Here is a 17,663-nt window from a genome sequence, read left to right as displayed (position 1 = left end):
GCGTGCTTGCATGTGTTGCCGTCGCTGGTCTGACCGTGGCGGCCCTCCCCGTCGCCGCCGCGGAAAATGGCACGCAGAATGGCGGCCTGAGCGCCGACTATGAGCGCTGCATGGACAAGGCCGTTTCGACCGCCGACATGCTCAACTGCGCGGCGCTGGAGTCGCGCGTGCAGGATACGGCGTTGAACCGCGCTTACCAGTCGCTGCTGCGGCGGCTGGAGGCGCCGCGCACCGGACAGTTGCGGGTGGCGCAGCGGGCCTGGCTGGAGTACCGCCAGGCCAATTGCGCCTATGTCTCCAATCCTGCCGGCGGCAGCGCGGCGCGCGTGGCCGGCGCGTCGTGCCTGCTGGAGATGACCGCCGCGCGCGTGCGCGAATTGCGCGACTTCGCCACCGAGGCCGCCGGCCGGTGAGCTGGCGGGCCTTGTGCTAGAGTTGCCTGACCCCTGTGCTGCGGCACGTCTCAACCGGAGATGGGATCATGGCAAACGAATCGCGCCACAACCTCAAGGCTTTCGTGCAGACCGCACCCCAGTCGGGGCGCTATGTGTGGGTCATCGCGCTGGTGGATTTCAGCGCGCAGCAGGTCAGGCGCGCGATCGTGTCGGACGATACCTTCACCACCTCCGATGCCGCGCGCGTTGCGGGCGAGGCCCAGCTCAAGGCGATGGCCGAGGATCACTAGCATCGCCCACGCGCAAGCGGGGCTTGCACCGGGCTGTTGCGCGCCGGCATCCATGGCGGGCCAATATCGATTCTTGACTTGCCGGAGGCCCACGGCGCACTAGACTATGGGCATGTTCCTCCACAAGAAAGGACTCCCATGACGGATTGCGCGCTTCGCCCGGCCAGGGCCTTGCTGCTGGCCGCGTTGCTAGGTTCGGGCCTGACCCTCAGCGCGGGGGCGCTGGCCCAGGTCTCGGTCAATATCGCCATTGGCGTGCCGCCGCCGGCGCCGATCTACGAGGCCGTGCCCGCGCCGCGCGCCGGCTATGTCTGGATGCCGGGCTACTGGGACTGGGACGATCACCACCGCAAGCACGCCTGGAAGAAGGGCCGCTGGGAGCGCGAGCGCCCGGGCTATGTCTATGAGGCGCCGCGCTGGGTCCAGGCGCGCGACGGCTGGGTGCTGGTGCCAGGCCGCTGGGACCAGGGCGGGTACAAGGACAAGGGCAACGGTAAAGGCAACAAGGGCAGCCATTGCCCGCCCGGCCACGCCAAGAAGGGCGAGTGCTGACCTGCCCGCCGCCCGGCGCCGCACGGTGACGCCGGGCCCCCCGGCCATGCTACGATCCCCGCCATGACACCCGCGCCCGCGCGGCGCATCGGCAGCGGATTCCGGAGGTAGCGATGGCAAGGCACGTTTTCACGCGCGCGCAGTATCTCGACATCCTCAACGACAGCCTGCGCAAGCACCCCGGCTGGCAACCGGGCATGGCCTTTGTGTTCCTGCCGCCCGGCGCCGATGCCAGCCAGGCCACGGCGGTGGGCTGCACCGGCCCGATGGACGCGATACCGGTCTATGCGGAAATCCAGCGGGTGGCGGCCGAGCTGATCGAAGTCAGCGACGAATAGCCGAGGCACAGGCCTGCAACGGACACCACCACCATAGCGCCGGCCGGGCCGGCGCCGCGGGTGCGTACAATACCGCCCTCTACAGACTTTCGGATATTGCCGTGAAGAAAACGGACCTGGAAAAAAACAAGGGGCTGAAGATCGCCAACAGCCTGAAGCAGGCGGCGGCAGCGCGGGGCGGCATTCCCGGCGCCGCGCAGCGCCCGGATCGGCGCGAGCAGCGCCGGCTGGACCAGGAGCAGGGTCTGGTGCCGTTCGCGTGCAAGCTCGACGGCGCGCTGGTGAAGCGCCTGCAGGCGCTGGCCGCTGATCACCCGGGCGGCATGACCGGGTTGCTCAATGAAGTGCTGGCCGGCGCGTTGCCGCCGGAGCCGGGCCAGGCCTGAGCGCCGCGCGGCGGCCGCGCCGCCACTGGCCCGGGCGCTGTATCAGTCCTCTTCCTCTTCGTCGAGGAACTCGCGGCGCAGCATCCAGTTGGCGATGGCTTCGTCGCAGATGCGCTTGAACTTCTGCTTGTCCGGCATCTTGTCGAACAGCTGGAAATTGACCAGCGCCATGCCGGCATCGGTGATGTAGAACATGCGGCTCGGGTCGTCATCGTGGACGATGCGGCCGTCGATGGCGTCTTCTTCGCTTTCGGCCGGCATGTCCTCCAGCTCGACCACGCGGCAGGTGAAGCGCGGGCTGCGGGTGTGGGTCAGGTACTCGAATTCGTCGTGCATGACCTCGCCGCCCTTGCCCGCGATCACGGCGAAGCCCCAGATAAAGCGGGGCATTGGCAGATCGGACAGATCTTCAATCTCGTCCATGGTGTTCTCCCTGATTCAATCCCCGCATTATCGCCCGGAACGCCGCGGCTTCAAAAGATGGCGTGGCCCGGGCCGTGCCGCGACCGTGCCCGCTACCTCCCGGCGTGGCAGTTGGCCAGCGCGGGCGGGGCGTTCTCGGCCTGCATCAGGTCGCGCAGCGTGCCTGACTCGCCCTTGGTCCACCATTCGTAGCGTCCGCCGACATAGCGCGCGCCGGACGCCGCCACCGTGCTGACCGCCAGCACCGGCTTGCCCTCGATGCGGAACACCGCGGCCTGGTTGTCGGGGCTGTTGAAGTAGCGCACCGTCAGCGTCTTGCCGCCGTCGCACTGGTAGCGCATGGTGCGCACCTCGGGAAAGCGCACGCCGTCGATGCCCGGCGCGCGGGCGGCGTAGGCCGTGGCGCTGGCGCAGAGCGCGGCCAGCAGGGCAACGATATGAATGCGGGACAGCGTCGGTCGATCGCGCATGGCGTGGTCTGGTCTGGTCGAAAGTTTGTGTTCGGGTGGATGGCGACACTCCGGCGAGCGCTCAGCCGAGCATGTAGCCGGCCGCGAGCGTGCGGAAGCTTTCCACCTCGCGCGCCTGCCAGGCTGCATCCTCGGCAAGCTCTTCGGCCAGGATCGCGGCCACCGCCGGTGCCGCGTCAACGGCCGCGCGCGCGTCCAGGAACAGCGCGCGGTTGCGGCGCGCCAGCACGTCCTCGACCCGGCGCGCCAGCTCATGCCGGGCGGCAAAGCGCACATGGGCCTCGGTCAGGCCCGAGGCGCCGGCGAGCATCCGATCGTGTCCCGGCAGCGCGCGCAGCAGGCCCAGCTCGTTGCCGTAGTAGCGGTCCGGCGAGCCCGAATCCGGCGGCGGCAGGTCGGCCGGCAAGCCGGCGGCGCCATGCAGCGGCAGCTCCGCGGTCACGCATGGCGCGGCGCGCACCATCTGGCGCTGGATCGCGGTCTCGATCACGTCTTCGGCCATCTTGCGGTAGGTGGTCCATTTGCCGCCGGTGACGGTAATCAGCCCGGCCCTGGACACCAGGATCGTATGCTCGCGCGACAGCGACGCGGTGGAGGCCTCGCCGGTAGCCCGCACCAGCGGCCGCAGGCCGGCCCAGACGCTGGTGACGTCGGCGCGGGTGGGGTCCTTGGCCAGGTAGCGCGACGCCGTTTCCAGGATGAAATCGACATCGTCGGCCCCCGCATCGGGCTCCAGCGGCAGGTCGCGGCGCGGCGTGTCGGTGGTGCCGACGATGGTGTGGCCGTTCCACGGCACCACGAACAGCACGCGTCCGTCGTCGGTCTTGGGGATCAGGATGGCGCGCTCGCCGGGCATGAAGCTGCGCGGCAGCGTCAGGTGCACGCCCTGGCTGGGCGCGACCATGGTGCGGGCATGCCCGTCTTCCATCTGGCGGATGGCATCGACCCAGACGCCGGTGGCATTGATCACGCAATCGGCGCGCAGCCGGAAGGTGGCGCCGCCGAGCACGTCCTGCACCGTCACGCCGCTGATCACGCCGCCTTGCTGGCTCAGCCCGGTCGCGCGCATGTAGTTGAGCGCGGTGCCGCCGACGTCGAACAGGGTCCGCATCAGCGCCACCGCCAGCCGCGCATCGTCGAACTGGCCGTCGAAATAAAGGTTGCCGCCGCGCAGCGGGCGACCGCCAACGTGCTCGGCCAGGTTGGGCGCGGCGGCCAGCACCTCGCTGTGGTTCAGCCAGCGGCTGCCGGACAGGTTGAGGTTGCCGGCCAGCATGTCGTAGAGCTTGAGGCCGATGCCGTAGAAGGGCTGGTCGAACACCTGGTAGGCCGGCACCACGAAGCCCAGCGGCCACACCAGGTGCGGCGCGTTGCGCGCCAGCAGGCCGCGCTCGTGCAGGGCCTCGCGTACCAGGCCGATATTGCCCTGCGCCAGGTAGCGCACGCCGCCATGCACCAGCTTGGTGGCCTTGCTCGAGGTGCCCTTGGCAAAGTCGGCGGCTTCGACCAGCAGCGTGCGGTAGCCGCGCGAGGCGGCATCGACGGCCGTGCCCAGGCCGGTGGCGCCGCCGCCGATGACGATCACGTCCCAGCGCGGCTCGCGCTCCAGGGTGGCGAGCAGCGCGGCGCGGCTGGGCGGCTGGATCGGGGTGGGAAGACTTTGCATGACGCTGGTGTGTGGTGGGTGCTGGCTAAAATGTTCGGATGGTCCGGACCTGGCGCTGGGCGGGTTTGATCGACGCTCAGCCGTGGCCGGCGCCGGCGTCGTCCTCGCGCGCCCAGTCGCGTGCGCGCTCGACCGCCCGGTGCCAGCGCGCGAGCCGGTGGCCGCGCTGGTCGGCCGACAGGTTGGGCTCGAAGCGCCGCTCCACCTGCCATTGCTGCGCGATCTGCACCGGGTCGCTCCAGTAGCCGGTGGCCAGGCCCGCCAGGTAGGCCGCGCCCAGCGCGGTGGTCTCGGTTACGCGCGGGCGTACCACCGGGGTGCCGAGCAGGTCGGCCTGCATCTGCATCAGCAGGTCGCTGCGCGACGCGCCGCCGTCCACGCGCAGCTCGGCCAGCGCGATGCCGGCGTCCTTCTGCATGGCCTCGAGCACGTCCACGCTTTGCAGCGCGATCGATTCCAGCGCCGCGCGCGCGATCTGCGGCCTGCCGGTGCCGCGCGTCATGCCGACCAGCGTGCCGCGCGCAAAGGCGTCCCAGTGCGGCGCACCCAGCCCGGCAAAGGCCGGCACCAGCACCACGCCGCCGCTGTCGTCGCACTGGCGCGCCAGCGCCTCGGCCTCGGGCGCGCTCTGGATGATCTTGAGGCCGTCGCGCAGCCACTGGATGGTGGCGCCGCCCATGAACACGCCGCCCTCCAGGCAATACTGGGTCTGGCCACGGTACTGCCAGCCGATGGTGGTCAGCAGCCGGTTATGCGACGTGACCGGCTGCGCGCCGGTATTCATCAGCAGGAAGCAGCCGGTACCGTAGGTGTTCTTGGCCATGCCGGGCACCAGGCAGGCCTGGCCGAAGGTGGCGGCCTGCTGGTCGCCGGCGATGCCGGCAATCGGGATCGGCATGCCGAACAGCCGCGCCGACGTGCGCGCGACCTCGCCGCTGGAGGGCACCACCTCTGGCAGCAGCGCGTGCGGGATGTCGAGCAGCGCCAGCAGCGCGTCGTCCCACTCGAAGCTGTGGATGTTGAACAGCATCGTGCGCGAGGCATTGGAGACGTCGGTGACATGGCGCGCGCCGTCGGTCAGCTGCCAGATCAGCCAGCTGTCGACGGTGCCGAAGGCCAGTTCGCCGCGCTGCGCGCGCTCCCGCGCGCCTTCGATGTTGTCGAGCATCCAGCGCAGCTTGGTGCCGGAGAAATAGGCATCGATGACCAGGCCGGTCTTCTCGCGGAACAGCTCGCCGTGGCCGGCGGCCTGCAGCGCCTCGCACATCGGCGCGGTGCGGCGGTCCTGCCAGACCAGCGCGCGGCCGACCGGCTCGCCGGTCTTGCGGTCCCACAGCACGGTGGTCTCGCGCTGGTTGGTGATGCCGATGGCGCGCACCTGCGAGGCGCCGATGCCGGCGTCGGCCAGCACCGTGTGCGCCACCGCCAGCTGCGATTGCCAGATCTCGTAAGGGTCGTGCTCGACGTGGCCGGGATGTGGGTAATATTGGCGGAACTCGCGCTGCGCCAGCCGCACCACGTTGCCGGCATGGTCGAACAGGATGGCGCGCGAACTGCTGGTGCCCTGGTCGAGCGCCAGCACGTATTGCGGCTCGGCGGGAAGCTGGGACGGGGCAGGGCGCTGCGCCTGCGCGGCGGGCTGGTTCATGCGTTCGATCCTGACAATGACAATGCGCGCCGGCGTGGCCGGTGCATGGAATCCTGATGGCTGAAACATCCTCTTTGCCGGCGGCCGGGGTCACCGCACGGATCGCCGCCTCGCTGGCGGCGCGCAGCGGCTTCGATGCCGCCGCCAAGCTGCGCCTGATGGCCGACGGCCGGCAGGTCGGCTGGCTGCCGCGCGCGCATGCCGGCATCCTGCGCGGCATCGACATCGGCCCTGGCGCCGTGCTGGGCCCGGAGCAGGCGCTCGCCGATGGCTCCGTGGCGGTGGCCTTGCTGCCCGGCCGCGACGATTTCGAGGCGCGCAGCGCCGCGCTGCAGGCGCTGGCCCGCCAGCTGGCCGACGCCGGCCATGTGCGCGGCTGGCGCGACGAGCTGTTCGCCGTCACCGCCGCGCTGGATGCGTCGTCGGTCGCGGTGGTGGAGCGTGCCGCGGCGCGCTTCCTGGGGCTGCTGACCTTTGCCTCGCACATGAACGGCATCGTCGACGGCGCCGCGGGCGGCCAGCCCGCCCTGTGGATCTCGCGCCGCAGCCCGGCCAAGGCCGTCGACCCCGGCATGTGGGACAACGTGGTCGCCGGCGGCATGCCCCACGGCAGCGATCCGCTGGCGACGCTGGTGCGCGAGTGCGAGGAAGAGTCCGGCATCCCGCCCGCGCTGGCGCGGCGCGTGCAGGCGCACGGCATGATCGAGGTGCTGCGCGACCTGCCCGAAGGCGTGCAGTGGGAGCAGGTCTACGTCTACGACCTGCTGCTGCCGCCGGACTTCATTCCGCACAACCAGGACGGCGAGGTCAGCGAGCACCGGCGCGTCGGGCTGGCGCCATTGCTTGCTATCATGTCGGCCGGCGCCATGACGGTCGATGCGACACTGGTGACGCTGGATGCCCTTGGACGGCGTGGCTGGCTCGATGCCGGCGATCACGACTGAGCCGCCGCAGGGTCCATCGCCGCTTGTCCCGGTATTGCCCGCCGTATTGACCATTGCACTGACCGAGCCCCCCTGGCTTTCCCGGCCTTGCGCCGCGCCACCCAGACAGAACCACACACCATGAGCACCACCGGATTCATCCTGACCCTCTCGTGCCCTGACCAGCCGGGCATCGTCCACGCTGTCTCGGGCCTGCTGTTCCAGCACGGCTGCAATATCGTCGATTCCGACCAGTACGGGGACGAGTACGCCGGCCGCTTCTTCATGCGCGTGCATTTCACCCCGGCCGCCGGTGGTCCCGACCTGACCACGCTGAAGGCCGCGTTCGCGCCGGTGGGCGACCAGTTCGGCATGCAGTGGGAGCTGAACGATGCCACGGTGAAGCCGCGCGTGATGATCATGGTGTCGAAGATCGGCCATTGCCTGAACGACCTGCTGTTCCGTGCCAAGGCGGGCGGGCTGCCGGTGGAGATCGCGGCCATCGTCTCGAACCACCGCGACTTCTACCAGCTGGCGGCGTCGTACGACGTGCCGTTCTTCCACCTGCCGCTGATGAACGCGTCGGCGGAGCAGAAGGCCGCGCAGGAAGCGCGCGTGTTCGACGTGGTGCAGGAGCAGAAGATCGACCTGGTGGTGCTGGCGCGCTACATGCAGGTGCTGTCCGACGACCTGTGCCGCAAGCTGGCCGGCCGCGCGATCAATATCCACCATTCGTTCCTGCCCAGCTTCAAGGGCGCCAAGCCGTACTACCAGGCGCACGACCGCGGCGTGAAGCTGATCGGCGCCACCGCGCACTACGTCACCGCCGACCTCGACGAAGGTCCGATCATCGAGCAGGAGATCGAGCGCGTGGACCACAGCATGGACCCCGACCAGCTCACCGCCGTCGGCCGCGACGTCGAATGCGTGGCGCTGGCGCGCGCGGTCAAGTGGCATGCCGAACACCGCATCCTGCTGAACGGCCACAAGACCGTGGTGTTCAAGTAATCCTTTCCTGTGCCCTTGGTTTGCTCCCTTCTCCCGCTTGCGGGAGAGGGGCCAGGGGAGAGGGCAGGCCTGCGCCAGAACCCACGCGCCAGGCACTGCCGGCACGCGCAGCGGCGCCACTGCCGACACGGCGGCAGCAGCGCCTGTCCCGCAATCACTCCCGCTCCGCCACCACACACTTCACCCCACTGTCGGCCAGGATCTGGTCGAACGGCGCCGCCAGCGGCGCGTCGGTAAACAGCCGGTCCACCTGCGACACATGCGCCAGCTCGACCATGGCCTGGCGGTTGAACTTGCTGGCGTCCGCCGCCAGCCAGACCTCGCGTGAATGCTCGATGATCGTCCGCGCCACCTTGACCTCGCGGAAGTCATAGTCGCGCAGCGTGCCGTCGGCCTCGATGCCCGAGATACCGATCAGCCCGATATCGACCTTGAACTGGCGGATGAACTCCACCGTGGCCTCGCCGACGATGCCGCGATCGCGCGAGCGCAGCACGCCGCCGGCGACGATGACTTCGCAATCGGGGTTGTCGGCCAGGATATTGGCCACGTGCAGGTTGTTGGTGATCACGCGCAGGCCGCGATGGTGCACCAGGCCGCGCGCGATCTCTTCCACCGTGGTGCCGATGTTCAGGATCAGCGAGCAGCCCTCGGGCACTGCGGCCGCCACCGCGCGCGCGATGCGCGCCTTGCCTTCGGCATTGAGCACCTGTCGCTGCCGGTAGGCGATGTTCTCGGTGGTGGAGTCTTCCACCCGCACCCCGCCGTGGAAGCGCGCCAGCATGCCGTTCTCGGCCAGCATGTTGACATCGCGGCGCACCGTCTGGAGCGTTACGCCGAACTTGCGCGCAAGTTCGTCGATGGAGGCAAAGCCCTGGGTGCGGACTTCTTCCAGCAGGGCCGTCTGGCGGGGATTGAGGGTCATGCCGGGATTCTAGTTCAAACACAAACGAAAACAAAATGATGCGGTGCACTATTGTTTTATGTTCGTTTTGTTGCTAAAACGAGCGTGAAGCCAAGATTGGTGCGCCTGCATCGAACGCAAGCCGTATGGTCGGCAGCGTCATCGGCCGGCAGCATATCGAACATGGAGGCCGGATGCAGCTACGTTTGGAAGGCGTCGCACAGCAGGCAGGTTCGCAGGCGTATCTGTATCCGCTGACGCTGGCCCCGGTTCCCGGCGCGGTCACCATCCTGCTGGGCGCGACGCAGGCGGGCAAGACTTCGCTGATGCGGGTCATGGCGGGGCTGGACCGGCCCAGCGCCGGGCGCGTGCTGGTCGACGGCGACGACGTCACCGGCATGCCGGTGCGCGAGCGCAATGTATCGATGGTCTACCAGCAGTTCATCAACTACCCGTCGCTAAGGGTCTTCGACAACATTGCTTCGCCGCTACGGCTGCGGCGCAAGGCCGCAGCCGGCGAGATCGCCGCGCGCGTGCGCGAGCTGGCCGCGCGGCTGCATATCGACCACCTGCTGGAGCGCTATCCGGCCGAGCTTTCCGGCGGCCAGCAGCAGCGCGTGGCGCTGGCCCGCGCGCTGGCCAAGGAAGCCCCGCTGATGCTGCTGGACGAGCCGCTGGTCAACCTGGACTACAAGCTGCGCGAGGAGCTGCGCGAAGAGCTGACCCAGCTGTTCGCGCACGGCGACGCCACCGTGATCTACGCCACCACCGAGCCCGGCGAGGCCCTGCTGCTGGGCGGGCACACCGCGGTGCTCGATGCCGGCGAGCTGCTGCAGTACGGCCCCACGCCGCAGGTCTTCCACTATCCCGATTCGCTGCGCGTGGCGCGCGCCTTCAACGATCCGCCGATGAACCTGGTCGAGGGCCGGCTGGAGGGCGGCAAAGTGACGCTGCCGGGAGCGATCGAAGTACCGGTGCCCGGCGTGGCGGCGCACGACGGCCCGGTCACGCTTGGCGTGCGCGCCTCGGCGTTGCGCCTGACGGGCGAGGCCGGCGCGGTCGCCGTGCCGGGCCGCGTGGCGCTGGCCGAGTTGTCGGGGTCGGACACCTTCGTCCACGCCGATACCACGGTGGGCAACCTGGTGGCGCAGTTCGCGGGCGTGCTCGACCTGCGGCTGGGCGCGCCGGTGACGCTGCACCTGCTGCCCGAACAGCTCTACCTGTTCGACGCCGACGGGCGCCGCATCCATGCGCCGCGCCGGCCCGGCGGCCTCGCGGCCGAGGTGCCCGGCGGCACCGCGGCGGCAGGAGGCTGAGACATGGCGCGCATCGACCTGGACCTGGCGCACTCGTATGTGCCCGATCCGCGCACCGACGATGACTACGCGCTGCTGCCGCTGCGCTTCACCTTTGAAGACGGCGGCGCCTATGCGCTGCTGGGCCCGTCCGGCTGCGGCAAGACCACGCTGCTGAACTGCATTTCCGGCCTGCTGCGGCCTTCGCACGGCACCATCGCCTTCGACGGACGCGACGTCACCGGCGCCACGCCGCAGGCGCGCAATATCGCCCAGGTGTTCCAGTTCCCGGTGATCTACGACACCATGACCGTCGGCGAAAACCTGGCCTTCCCGCTGCGCAACCGCGGCGTGCCGGAAGCCCAGGTGCGCGAGCGGGTCGGCCGCGTTGCCGAGATGCTGGACCTGTCGGCGACGCTCGGGCGCCGCGCCAGCGGCCTGGCCGCCGATGCCAAGCAGAAGATCTCGCTCGGGCGCGGGCTGGTGCGCCAGGACGTGTCGGCCATCCTGTTCGACGAGCCGCTCACGGTGATCGACCCGCAGCTCAAATGGCAGCTGCGGCGCAAGCTGAAGGAAATCCACCACGAGTTTCGCCTGACGCTGATCTACGTGACCCACGACCAGACCGAGGCGCTGACCTTTGCCGACCAGGTGGTGGTGATGTCGCGCGGCAAGGCGGTGCAGGTGGGGCCGGCCGACGCGCTGTTCGAGCGGCCCGCGCATACCTTCGTCGGTCACTTTATCGGCTCGCCGGGCATGAACTTCCTGTCCGGGCAATGGCGCGACGGCGCCATCGACGTGGCCGGGCGGCGCTATCTGCCGTCGGTGGCGCCGCCGGTGGAAGCGGCGCTGCGCGCGGCCGGCAGCTTCCGCATCGGGGTCCGCCCGGAATACCTGCAACTGGCGCCCGAGCGCGACACGCAGGCGGTGCCGGTGCAGGTGCAGCGCGCCCAGGACATCGGCACCTACTGGCTGCTGACCGGCGCGGTGCAGGAGGCGGGCGCGCAGGCCGGCACGCTGCGCGCGCGGCTGGGCGCCGAGGCGGCCGGTCTGCGCGCGGGCGACACGGCATGGCTGTCGGTGTTCAACCGGCATACCTGCTACTACGTCAACGAGGAGCTGGTGTCATGAAACCAGTCAACCAGAAGGCCTGGCTGCTGGTGCTGCCGGTGGTGGTGTGCGTGGCGTTTTCCGCCATCCTGCCGCTGATGACCATCGTCAACTACTCGGTGCAGGACATCATCTCGCCCGAGCGGCGCGTGTTCGTCGGCACCGAATGGTTCCGCACGGTGCTGCGCGACGGCGAGCTGCACGACGCGCTGCTGCGCCAGCTCGGCTTCTCGCTGGCGGTGCTGCTGGTGGAGATTCCGCTGGGCATCCTGCTGGCGTTGTCGATGCCGGCCCGGGGCTGGAAGGCGTCGGCGGTGCTGGTGATCATCGCGCTGTCGCTGCTGATTCCCTGGAACGTGGTCGGCACCATCTGGCAGATCTTTGGCCGCACCGACATCGGCCTGCTGGGCGCGGCGCTGGAGGGGCTCGGCTTCGACTACAACTACACCGGCAGCGCCTTCGATGCCTGGATCACCGTGCTGGTGATGGACGTCTGGCACTGGACGCCGCTGGTGGCGCTGCTGTGCTATGCCGGCCTGCGCGCGATCCCCGACGCCTACTACCAGGCCGCGCAGATCGACGGCGCCTCGCGCCTGGCGGTGTTCCGCTTTATCCAGCTGCCCAAGCTGCGCGGCGTGCTGATGATCGCGGTGCTGCTGCGCTTCATGGACAGCTTCATGATCTACACCGAGCCGTTCGTGCTGACCGGCGGCGGGCCGGGCAACGCCACCACGTTCCTGTCGCAATACCTGACCCAGAAGGCCGTTGGCCAGTTCGACCTGGGTCCCGCGGCGGCATTTTCCATCGTCTACTTCCTGATCATCCTGCTCATGTGTTTCATCCTCTACAACTGGATGCAGCGCGCGGGCACCGCCGGCAGCGAGGACATGCCCCATGGCTGAGATCTCTTCGGCAGTGCCCGCGGTGATCCCCACCGCGATCCCGGCGCAGGCCAACCGCGCCGCCTGGTGGCGCGCCGGCTTCCTGCTGGCCTACCTGGTGTTCGCGATCGTGCCGATCTACTGGATGGTCAACATGTCGTTCAAGACCAACGAGGAGATCGTCTCGACGCTGTCGCTGTGGCCGGGCCAGTTCACGCTCGAGCACTACAAGACCATCTTCACCGATCCGTCCTGGTATTCGGGCTACCTCAACTCGATGATCTACGTGGCGATGAACACCGTGATCTCGATCGGCGTGGCGCTGCCGGCCGCCTACGCCTTTTCGCGCTACCAGTTCATCGGCGACAAGCACGTGTTCTTCTGGCTGCTGACCAACCGCATGACGCCGCCGGCGGTGTTCCTGCTGCCGTTCTTCCAGCTCTACAGCAGCATCGGGCTGATGGATACCCACCTGGGCGTGGCGCTGGCGCACCTGGTCTTCAACGTGCCGCTGGCGGTGTGGATCCTGGAGGGCTTCATGTCCGGCGTGCCGCGCGAGATCGACGAGACCGCCTATGTCGACGGCTACTCGTTTCCGCGCTTTTTCCTGACTATCTTCCTGCCGCTGATCAAGGCCGGGGTGGGCGTGGCCGCGTTCTTCTGCTTCATGTTCAGCTGGGTCGAGCTGCTGCTGGCGCGCACGCTGACCTCGGTCAACGCCAAGCCCATCGTCGCCACCATGACGCGCACGGTGTCGGCATCGGGCATGGACTGGGGCGTGCTGGCCGCGGCCGGGGTGCTGACCATCGTACCCGGCGGCATCGTGATCTGGTTCGTGCGGCACTACATCGCGAAGGGCTTCGCGATGGGCCGCGTTTAACGCAGGCCTTCGCAAGGAGACGGCGCCAATGCTGAGCTGGATGGTATGGACCACACCGGTGGCGGTGTTCTTTGGCTGCATCGTGGTGATGCTGATCGGCATGACGATCCTGGAAATCCGCTCGCCGTCGGTGCTGCGCAAGGGCTTCCTGCCGATCGCCACCACCCGCGGCGACCGGCTCTTCATCGGGCTGATGTGCGCGGCGTGGATCAACCTGGCGTGGGTCGGGCTGGGCGAAAAGGTCGCCGCCTGGCTGGCGCTGCCGGAAGAGCCCTCGGTGTGGATCAGCTTCGTGGCGTCGATGCTGGTGCTGGCGCTGATCCTGCGCAAGGGCTAGCGCCGCTGCCGGCCGGCATTGGCCAGCAATAGCAAGCAATAACGGGAAACGCGGCTTGTCCCCACCCCGGGGCCGCCACCCAGACCAAGACCGGGGCAGGGGATTCTTGAGGAGACACCGATGAAAGTGCACGTGACGTTGGGGATGTCAGCCCTTGCCTGCGCGGCCGCGCTGGCTTGCGGCGCCGCCTGGGCGGGCGAAGCGGAAGCGAAGAAGTGGATCGACAACGAATTCCAGCCCTCGTCGCTGTCCAAGGACAAGCAGGCTGCGGAGATGAAGTGGTTCATCGATGCCGCCGCCAGGCTCAAGGCCAAGGGTGTCACGCAGATCAACGTGGTGTCGGAGACCATCACCACGCACGAGTACGAATCCAAGACCCTGGCCAAGGCGTTCGAGGAGATCACCGGCATCAAGGTCAACCATGACCTGATCCAGGAAGGCGACGTGGTGGAGAAACTGCAGACCTCGATGCAGTCAGGCAAGTCGATCTATGATGGCTGGATCTCCGACTCCGACCTGATCGGCACGCACTACCGCTATGGCTCGATCCTGCCGCTGACCGACTACATGAACGGCGCCGGCAAGGAATGGACCAACCCCGGGCTGGATGTGAAGGACTTCATCGGCACCAAGTTCACCACCGCGCCGGATGGCAAGCTGTACCAGTTGCCTGACCAGCAGTTCGCCAACCTGTACTGGTTCCGCGCCGACTGGTTCGCGCGCAAGGACCTGCAGGACAAGTTCAAGGCCAAGTACGGCTACGACCTGGGCGTGCCGACCAACTGGTCCGCCTATGAGGACATCGCCAATTTCTTCACCAACGACGTGAAGGAGATCGACGGCAAGAAGGTCTACGGCCACATGGACTACGGCAAGAAGGACCCCTCGCTGGGCTGGCGCTTCACCGACGCCTGGCTGTCGATGGCCGGCACCGCCGACAAGGGCCTGCCCAACGGCATGCCGGTGGACGAGTGGGGCATCCGCGTGGCCGAGGACAAATGCACGCCGGTCGGCGCCTCGGTGGCGCGTGGTGGCGCCACCAACAGTCCGGCGGCGGTCTACGCGCTGACCAAGTACATCGACTGGATGAAGAAGTACGCCCCGCCGCAGGCGATGGGCATGACCTTCTCCGAGGCCGGCCCCGTGCCCGCGCAAGGGCAGGTGGCGCAGCAGATCTTCTGGTACACGGCCTTTACCGCCGACATGACCAAGAAGGGCCTGCCGGTCGTCAATGCCGACGGCTCGCCCAAGTGGCGCATGGCGCCGTCGCCGTATGGGCCGTACTGGAAGCAGGGCATGCAGAATGGCTACCAGGACGTGGGCTCGTGGACCTTCTTCAAGAACACCGATCCCAACAAGCTGGCCGGCGCGTGGCTGTACGCGCAGTTCGTGACCTCGAAGACGGTATCGCTGAAGAAGTCGCTGACCGGGCTTACCTTTATCCGCGACAGCGACATCCATCACGACTACCTGACCAAGAACGCGGCCAAGTATGGCGGCCTGGTCGAGTTCTACCGCAGCCCCGCGCGCGTGGCGTGGACCCCGACCGGCACCAACGTGCCGGACTACCCGAAGCTGGCCCAGCTGTGGTGGAAGAACGTGGCCACCGCGGTGACCGGCGAGAAGACGCCGCAAGCCGCGATGGACACGCTCGCCGATGAGATGGACCAGGTCATGGCGCGGCTGCAGCGCGCCGGCATGAGCCACTGCGCGCCCAAGCTGAATGCGAAGGGCGATCCGGGCAAGTGGCTGTCGAACGACCACGCGCCGTGGAAGAAGCTCGCCAACGAGAAGCCCAAGGGCGAGACCATCCCTTACGACAAGCTGCTGCAGGCGTGGAAGGAAGGGCAGGTGCGCTGAGGGGTTTGAGGCTGCGGCTAACGTCGGGCCCTGAATAGCCCATTGGATGCTCCCTCTCCCGCTTGCGGTAGAGGGAGCAAAGCCGCCGCATTCATTCCGCCTGAGCTACCCTGCTTGCGATGCCAGGTCGGACGGCTCTGCCGTATCGGCCGCCTGCGCGGCATAGCGCGCCTTGCCATGCCGCTTGGCTTGATACAGCGCCATGTCGGCGTGCAGGAACAGTTCGCTCACGGTCATGGCGTGCCGCGCATCGCGCAGGGCCGCGCCGACGCTGGCCGACGCCGCCAGCGTATGGCCATCGATCACGAAGGGTATGCGCGCTGCCTGCACGATGGTGTTGGCCACCGAGGCCATGGCCTGGCGGTCGGCAATGCCGTCAAGAATCACCGCGAATTCGTCGCCGCCGATGCGCGCTACCGCATCGCCCTTGCGCACACAGGCGCGCAGCCGCTGCGCGAATGCCACCAGCAACTGGTCGCCGATGGGGTGGCCGTGGTTGTCGTTGACCGCCTTGAAGTCGTCCAGGTCCACCAGCAGCAGCGCCAGCGGGCACGCGCTGGCGCCGGCGCGCGCCATGGCTTCGGCCAGGCGCCGGTCGAAGCCCTTGCGGTTGAGCAGGCCGGTCAGGTAGTCGGAGACGGTCTGCGCTTCCAGGCTGCGCAGCTTTTCGCGCTCGTGGGTGACGTTGCGCCCGAACATATGCAGGCCGACCACGGTGTCCTGGGCATCGTTCCACGCGGGCTGGCAGGTGATTTCGATGCACTCGGTGCCGTCCGCGCTTTCGCGGGTAAAGGTCACGGCCTGGCCGGTGCCGGCTTGCTGCAGGTAGGCCTGGCAGGCCATGTATTCCTGCGTGCCCCACAACTCGCGCAGCGACAGGCCCACGATCTGCTGCGCCGGCAAGCCGTAGCGACGTGCATACGCCTCGTTGACGAAGACATAGCGCTGCTGCATGTCGATGAAGGAGATAAAGTCCGGCACATGGTTGGCAATCGCCTCGATGCGCTTCTCGCTGGCGGCGGCGCGGTCCTTGGCGGCCTGCAGCGCGGCCTCGCGCTCCGACAGCCGGGCCACGACCTCGGCGAAGCTCGACGCCAGCTCGCCGATCTCGTCGGCACGGCCGACCGGCAGGTCCGCCACGGCCTTCGGGTCGGTGCCGAGCTGGCGCACCGCGCGGTGCAGCCGCTGCAGCGGCGCCAGCAGCCGCCACATCACAAGCCACATCAGCGCTGCCGCGATCACCATGGTGATCGCCCCCATCACCAGCGTCCGCTGGCGCGCCGTGATCAGCGGCGCATAGGCTTCGGCCGCGGGCAGCACCGCGACCACCTCCCAGCCGTTGGAAGCCAGCAGGTAGCGCGCGACGATCGGCTGGGTCGGCGTCAGGATCTCCAGCAACGCCGGCGGCTGGTCGGCGCCGCAGGCCTCGTCGATGGCGCGCGCCGGCGCCAGCACGCGCGACACGTCGGCATGCATTGCATAGCGCGGGTTGGTGCCGGAAGACACAAGGCAGAAGCTGCCGGTGGTGCCGACCCGGCTGTGCGACAGCTCGCGCAGGAAGTTGCTGTCCGCCAGGTTCAGCACGCCGCCGACCACGCCGCGCAGTTCGCCGGCGGGCCCCAGCATCGGCACCGCCAGCACCACGCCCGGTGAGTTGGTCTGCTTGCCCTGGATCAGGTCCGACACCGCGAACGACTGGCCCTGCATCACGTCGCGGAAATAATCGCGGTCGTTGACGCGCAGGTGCACGCCATCCGGCACGGCGGTGCTGAACGTGAGTTCACCGTCCGGCGCGGCCAGGAAAACGGCGTTGAAGGTGTCGGGAATGTCCACCAGGCCCTGCGCCGCCCGGCGCAAGTCTGCCGGCCTGGCTGCGGGCGTGGCGGCAAACTGGCGCGCCAGCCGCTGCAGCACGGCGGCGCGGCCCTGCAGCTTTTCATCGAGCTGCTCGGCGACCATCTCGACCAGCGTGTCCTGCTGCGCCTGCAGCAGGTTTTTCAGGCTGTCATAGGCGTAATACTGGGCGTAGAGCGCGCGCAGCACGATGATCAGCGTCACCACCCCCGCCGTGGCCAACGCCATCCGATACTTCAAAGAGTGCTGCATGATTGACTTCTTTCTTGTGCGCACTGACCCGGTGTCCCGTCCATCGACCCGCTTGCGAGTGGAATCGCCGGTCCGGTGACGTGGAAAGAAGATTAGCAGAAGTCAAGCGACATTTCGAAACTCTTTGCAACAGCGGGTGCAGTACCCAAGTGGGGTGCTTTCGGAAAGGGCGGGGAATGGATGCGGAAATG

At 68.3% G+C, this 17,663-nt stretch carries 19 protein-coding genes; 13 read left to right on the top strand and 6 right to left on the bottom strand.

From position 1 onward, the window contains the following. Positions 1-110 precede the first annotated feature (110 nt). The 5 genes from CBM2588_RS11380 (at position 111) to CBM2588_RS11360 (ending at position 1,961) form a co-directional block, all read left to right on the top strand. Positions 111-413: a lysozyme inhibitor LprI family protein gene (locus tag CBM2588_RS11380; RefSeq protein WP_231942131.1), complete on the top strand. Its 303-nt coding sequence runs from the start codon at positions 111-113 to the stop codon at positions 411-413. A 68-nt stretch (positions 414-481) separates the two neighbouring features. Further along, positions 482-685, top strand: a complete 204-nt coding sequence (locus CBM2588_RS11375; RefSeq protein ID WP_092309492.1) for a hypothetical protein — start codon at positions 482-484, stop codon at positions 683-685. A 138-nt stretch (positions 686-823) separates the two neighbouring features. Continuing rightward, positions 824-1,237, top strand: coding sequence for a YXWGXW repeat-containing protein (locus CBM2588_RS11370; protein ID WP_115680602.1), 414 nt, complete (start codon positions 824-826; stop codon positions 1,235-1,237). A gap of 113 nt (positions 1,238-1,350) precedes the next feature. After that, a complete protein-coding gene (locus tag CBM2588_RS11365) occupies positions 1,351-1,575 on the top strand; it encodes a hypothetical protein (RefSeq protein ID WP_012353266.1) in 225 nt (74 codons plus the stop codon). Between the two features lie 101 nt (positions 1,576-1,676). After that, positions 1,677-1,961, top strand: a complete 285-nt coding sequence (locus CBM2588_RS11360) for a hypothetical protein (protein ID WP_115680601.1) — start codon at positions 1,677-1,679, stop codon at positions 1,959-1,961. 42 nt (positions 1,962-2,003) lie between these two features. Here CBM2588_RS11360 and CBM2588_RS11355 read toward each other — a convergent pair whose 3' ends face one another. The 4 genes from CBM2588_RS11355 to glpK all read right to left on the bottom strand — a co-directional run bounded on the left by CBM2588_RS11355 (position 2,004) and on the right by glpK (position 6,168). Further along, on the bottom strand, positions 2,004-2,384 hold the full coding sequence (locus CBM2588_RS11355; protein ID WP_013957324.1) for a hypothetical protein: 381 nt from the start codon (positions 2,382-2,384) through the stop codon (positions 2,004-2,006). Positions 2,385-2,476: 92 nt separating this feature from the next. Next, positions 2,477-2,854 carry an MliC family protein gene (locus CBM2588_RS11350; protein WP_115680600.1) on the bottom strand — a complete coding sequence of 126 codons (378 nt, stop codon included), beginning with the start codon at positions 2,852-2,854 and terminating at the stop codon, positions 2,477-2,479. A gap of 61 nt (positions 2,855-2,915) precedes the next feature. Next, a complete protein-coding gene (locus CBM2588_RS11345) occupies positions 2,916-4,520 on the bottom strand; it encodes a glycerol-3-phosphate dehydrogenase/oxidase (protein WP_115680599.1) in 1,605 nt (534 codons plus the stop codon). 76 nt (positions 4,521-4,596) lie between these two features. After that, a complete protein-coding gene (gene glpK, locus CBM2588_RS11340) occupies positions 4,597-6,168 on the bottom strand; it encodes a glycerol kinase GlpK (protein ID WP_115680598.1) in 1,572 nt (523 codons plus the stop codon). Between the two features lie 56 nt (positions 6,169-6,224). On the opposite strand from glpK, the gene CBM2588_RS11335 reads away from it, so the two are divergent. Both CBM2588_RS11335 and purU read left to right on the top strand, forming a co-directional pair. Continuing rightward, on the top strand, positions 6,225-7,112 hold the full coding sequence (locus tag CBM2588_RS11335; RefSeq protein ID WP_115680597.1) for an NUDIX hydrolase: 888 nt from the start codon (positions 6,225-6,227) through the stop codon (positions 7,110-7,112). A gap of 120 nt (positions 7,113-7,232) precedes the next feature. Further along, on the top strand, positions 7,233-8,099 hold the full coding sequence (purU, locus tag CBM2588_RS11330; RefSeq protein ID WP_115680596.1) for a formyltetrahydrofolate deformylase: 867 nt from the start codon (positions 7,233-7,235) through the stop codon (positions 8,097-8,099). Positions 8,100-8,253: 154 nt separating this feature from the next. Here purU and CBM2588_RS11325 read toward each other — a convergent pair whose 3' ends face one another. Then, entirely contained in the window at positions 8,254-9,024 is a 771-nt protein-coding gene (locus CBM2588_RS11325; protein WP_111517593.1) for a DeoR/GlpR family DNA-binding transcription regulator, read from the bottom strand. A 173-nt stretch (positions 9,025-9,197) separates the two neighbouring features. Here CBM2588_RS11325 and CBM2588_RS11320 point away from each other — a divergent pair, with 173 nt between their 5' ends. The 6 genes from CBM2588_RS11320 to CBM2588_RS11295 all read left to right on the top strand — a co-directional run bounded on the left by CBM2588_RS11320 (position 9,198) and on the right by CBM2588_RS11295 (position 15,366). Beyond that, complete coding sequence (locus tag CBM2588_RS11320) at positions 9,198-10,319, top strand: ABC transporter ATP-binding protein (protein WP_115681463.1); 1,122 nt, start codon at positions 9,198-9,200, stop codon at positions 10,317-10,319. Between the two features lie 3 nt (positions 10,320-10,322). Beyond that, positions 10,323-11,429 carry an ABC transporter ATP-binding protein gene (locus CBM2588_RS11315; protein WP_115680595.1) on the top strand — a complete coding sequence of 369 codons (1,107 nt, stop codon included), beginning with the start codon at positions 10,323-10,325 and terminating at the stop codon, positions 11,427-11,429. Next, positions 11,426-12,310: a carbohydrate ABC transporter permease gene (locus CBM2588_RS11310; protein ID WP_115680594.1), complete on the top strand. Its 885-nt coding sequence runs from the start codon at positions 11,426-11,428 to the stop codon at positions 12,308-12,310. Before CBM2588_RS11315 ends, CBM2588_RS11310 begins: the two co-directional genes overlap by 4 nt. Then, positions 12,303-13,169 (top strand): carbohydrate ABC transporter permease, encoded by an 867-nt coding sequence (locus CBM2588_RS11305; protein ID WP_115680593.1) that lies wholly within the window; start codon positions 12,303-12,305, stop codon positions 13,167-13,169. Before CBM2588_RS11310 ends, CBM2588_RS11305 begins: the two co-directional genes overlap by 8 nt. A gap of 28 nt (positions 13,170-13,197) precedes the next feature. Continuing rightward, positions 13,198-13,506: a DUF2160 domain-containing protein gene (locus CBM2588_RS11300; protein ID WP_111517597.1), complete on the top strand. Its 309-nt coding sequence runs from the start codon at positions 13,198-13,200 to the stop codon at positions 13,504-13,506. Between the two features lie 120 nt (positions 13,507-13,626). After that, on the top strand, positions 13,627-15,366 hold the full coding sequence (locus CBM2588_RS11295; protein WP_373429509.1) for an ABC transporter substrate-binding protein: 1,740 nt from the start codon (positions 13,627-13,629) through the stop codon (positions 15,364-15,366). Positions 15,367-15,471: 105 nt separating this feature from the next. Here CBM2588_RS11295 and CBM2588_RS11290 read toward each other — a convergent pair whose 3' ends face one another. After that, complete coding sequence (locus tag CBM2588_RS11290) at positions 15,472-17,472, bottom strand: sensor domain-containing diguanylate cyclase (RefSeq protein ID WP_231942130.1); 2,001 nt, start codon at positions 17,470-17,472, stop codon at positions 15,472-15,474. Positions 17,473-17,663 lie beyond the last annotated feature (191 nt).

Origin of the sequence: Cupriavidus taiwanensis, assembly GCF_900250075.1 — a bacterium.
GTDB lineage: Bacteria > Pseudomonadota > Gammaproteobacteria > Burkholderiales > Burkholderiaceae > Cupriavidus > Cupriavidus taiwanensis_C.
Note: the sequence above shows the minus strand (reverse complement) of the source record. Positions and strands in the feature narration are given on the sequence as shown.

Bases quoted from the DNA above. Each gene is read 5' to 3' on its own strand.
- CBM2588_RS11380 (WP_231942131.1), top strand. From the start codon at position 111: ATGGACAAGGCCGTTTCGACCGCCGACATGCTCAACTGCGCGGCGCTG.
- CBM2588_RS11375 (WP_092309492.1), top strand. From the start codon at position 482: ATGGCAAACGAATCGCGCCACAACCTCAAGGCTTTCGTGCAGACCGCA.
- CBM2588_RS11370 (WP_115680602.1), top strand. From the start codon at position 824: ATGACGGATTGCGCGCTTCGCCCGGCCAGGGCCTTGCTGCTGGCCGCG.
- CBM2588_RS11365 (WP_012353266.1), top strand. From the start codon at position 1,351: ATGGCAAGGCACGTTTTCACGCGCGCGCAGTATCTCGACATCCTCAAC.
- CBM2588_RS11355 (WP_013957324.1), bottom strand. From the start codon at position 2,384: ATGGACGAGATTGAAGATCTGTCCGATCTGCCAATGCCCCGCTTTATC.
- CBM2588_RS11350 (WP_115680600.1), bottom strand. From the start codon at position 2,854: ATGCGCGATCGACCGACGCTGTCCCGCATTCATATCGTTGCCCTGCTG.
- CBM2588_RS11345 (WP_115680599.1), bottom strand. From the start codon at position 4,520: ATGCAAAGTCTTCCCACCCCGATCCAGCCGCCCAGCCGCGCCGCGCTG.
- glpK (WP_115680598.1), bottom strand. From the start codon at position 6,168: ATGAACCAGCCCGCCGCGCAGGCGCAGCGCCCTGCCCCGTCCCAGCTT.
- CBM2588_RS11335 (WP_115680597.1), top strand. From the start codon at position 6,225: ATGGCTGAAACATCCTCTTTGCCGGCGGCCGGGGTCACCGCACGGATC.
- purU (WP_115680596.1), top strand. From the start codon at position 7,233: ATGAGCACCACCGGATTCATCCTGACCCTCTCGTGCCCTGACCAGCCG.
- CBM2588_RS11325 (WP_111517593.1), bottom strand. From the start codon at position 9,024: ATGACCCTCAATCCCCGCCAGACGGCCCTGCTGGAAGAAGTCCGCACC.
- CBM2588_RS11320 (WP_115681463.1), top strand. From the start codon at position 9,198: ATGCAGCTACGTTTGGAAGGCGTCGCACAGCAGGCAGGTTCGCAGGCG.
- CBM2588_RS11315 (WP_115680595.1), top strand. From the start codon at position 10,323: ATGGCGCGCATCGACCTGGACCTGGCGCACTCGTATGTGCCCGATCCG.
- CBM2588_RS11310 (WP_115680594.1), top strand. From the start codon at position 11,426: ATGAAACCAGTCAACCAGAAGGCCTGGCTGCTGGTGCTGCCGGTGGTG.
- CBM2588_RS11305 (WP_115680593.1), top strand. From the start codon at position 12,303: ATGGCTGAGATCTCTTCGGCAGTGCCCGCGGTGATCCCCACCGCGATC.
- CBM2588_RS11300 (WP_111517597.1), top strand. From the start codon at position 13,198: ATGCTGAGCTGGATGGTATGGACCACACCGGTGGCGGTGTTCTTTGGC.
- CBM2588_RS11295 (WP_373429509.1), top strand. From the start codon at position 13,627: ATGAAAGTGCACGTGACGTTGGGGATGTCAGCCCTTGCCTGCGCGGCC.
- CBM2588_RS11290 (WP_231942130.1), bottom strand. From the start codon at position 17,472: ATGCAGCACTCTTTGAAGTATCGGATGGCGTTGGCCACGGCGGGGGTG.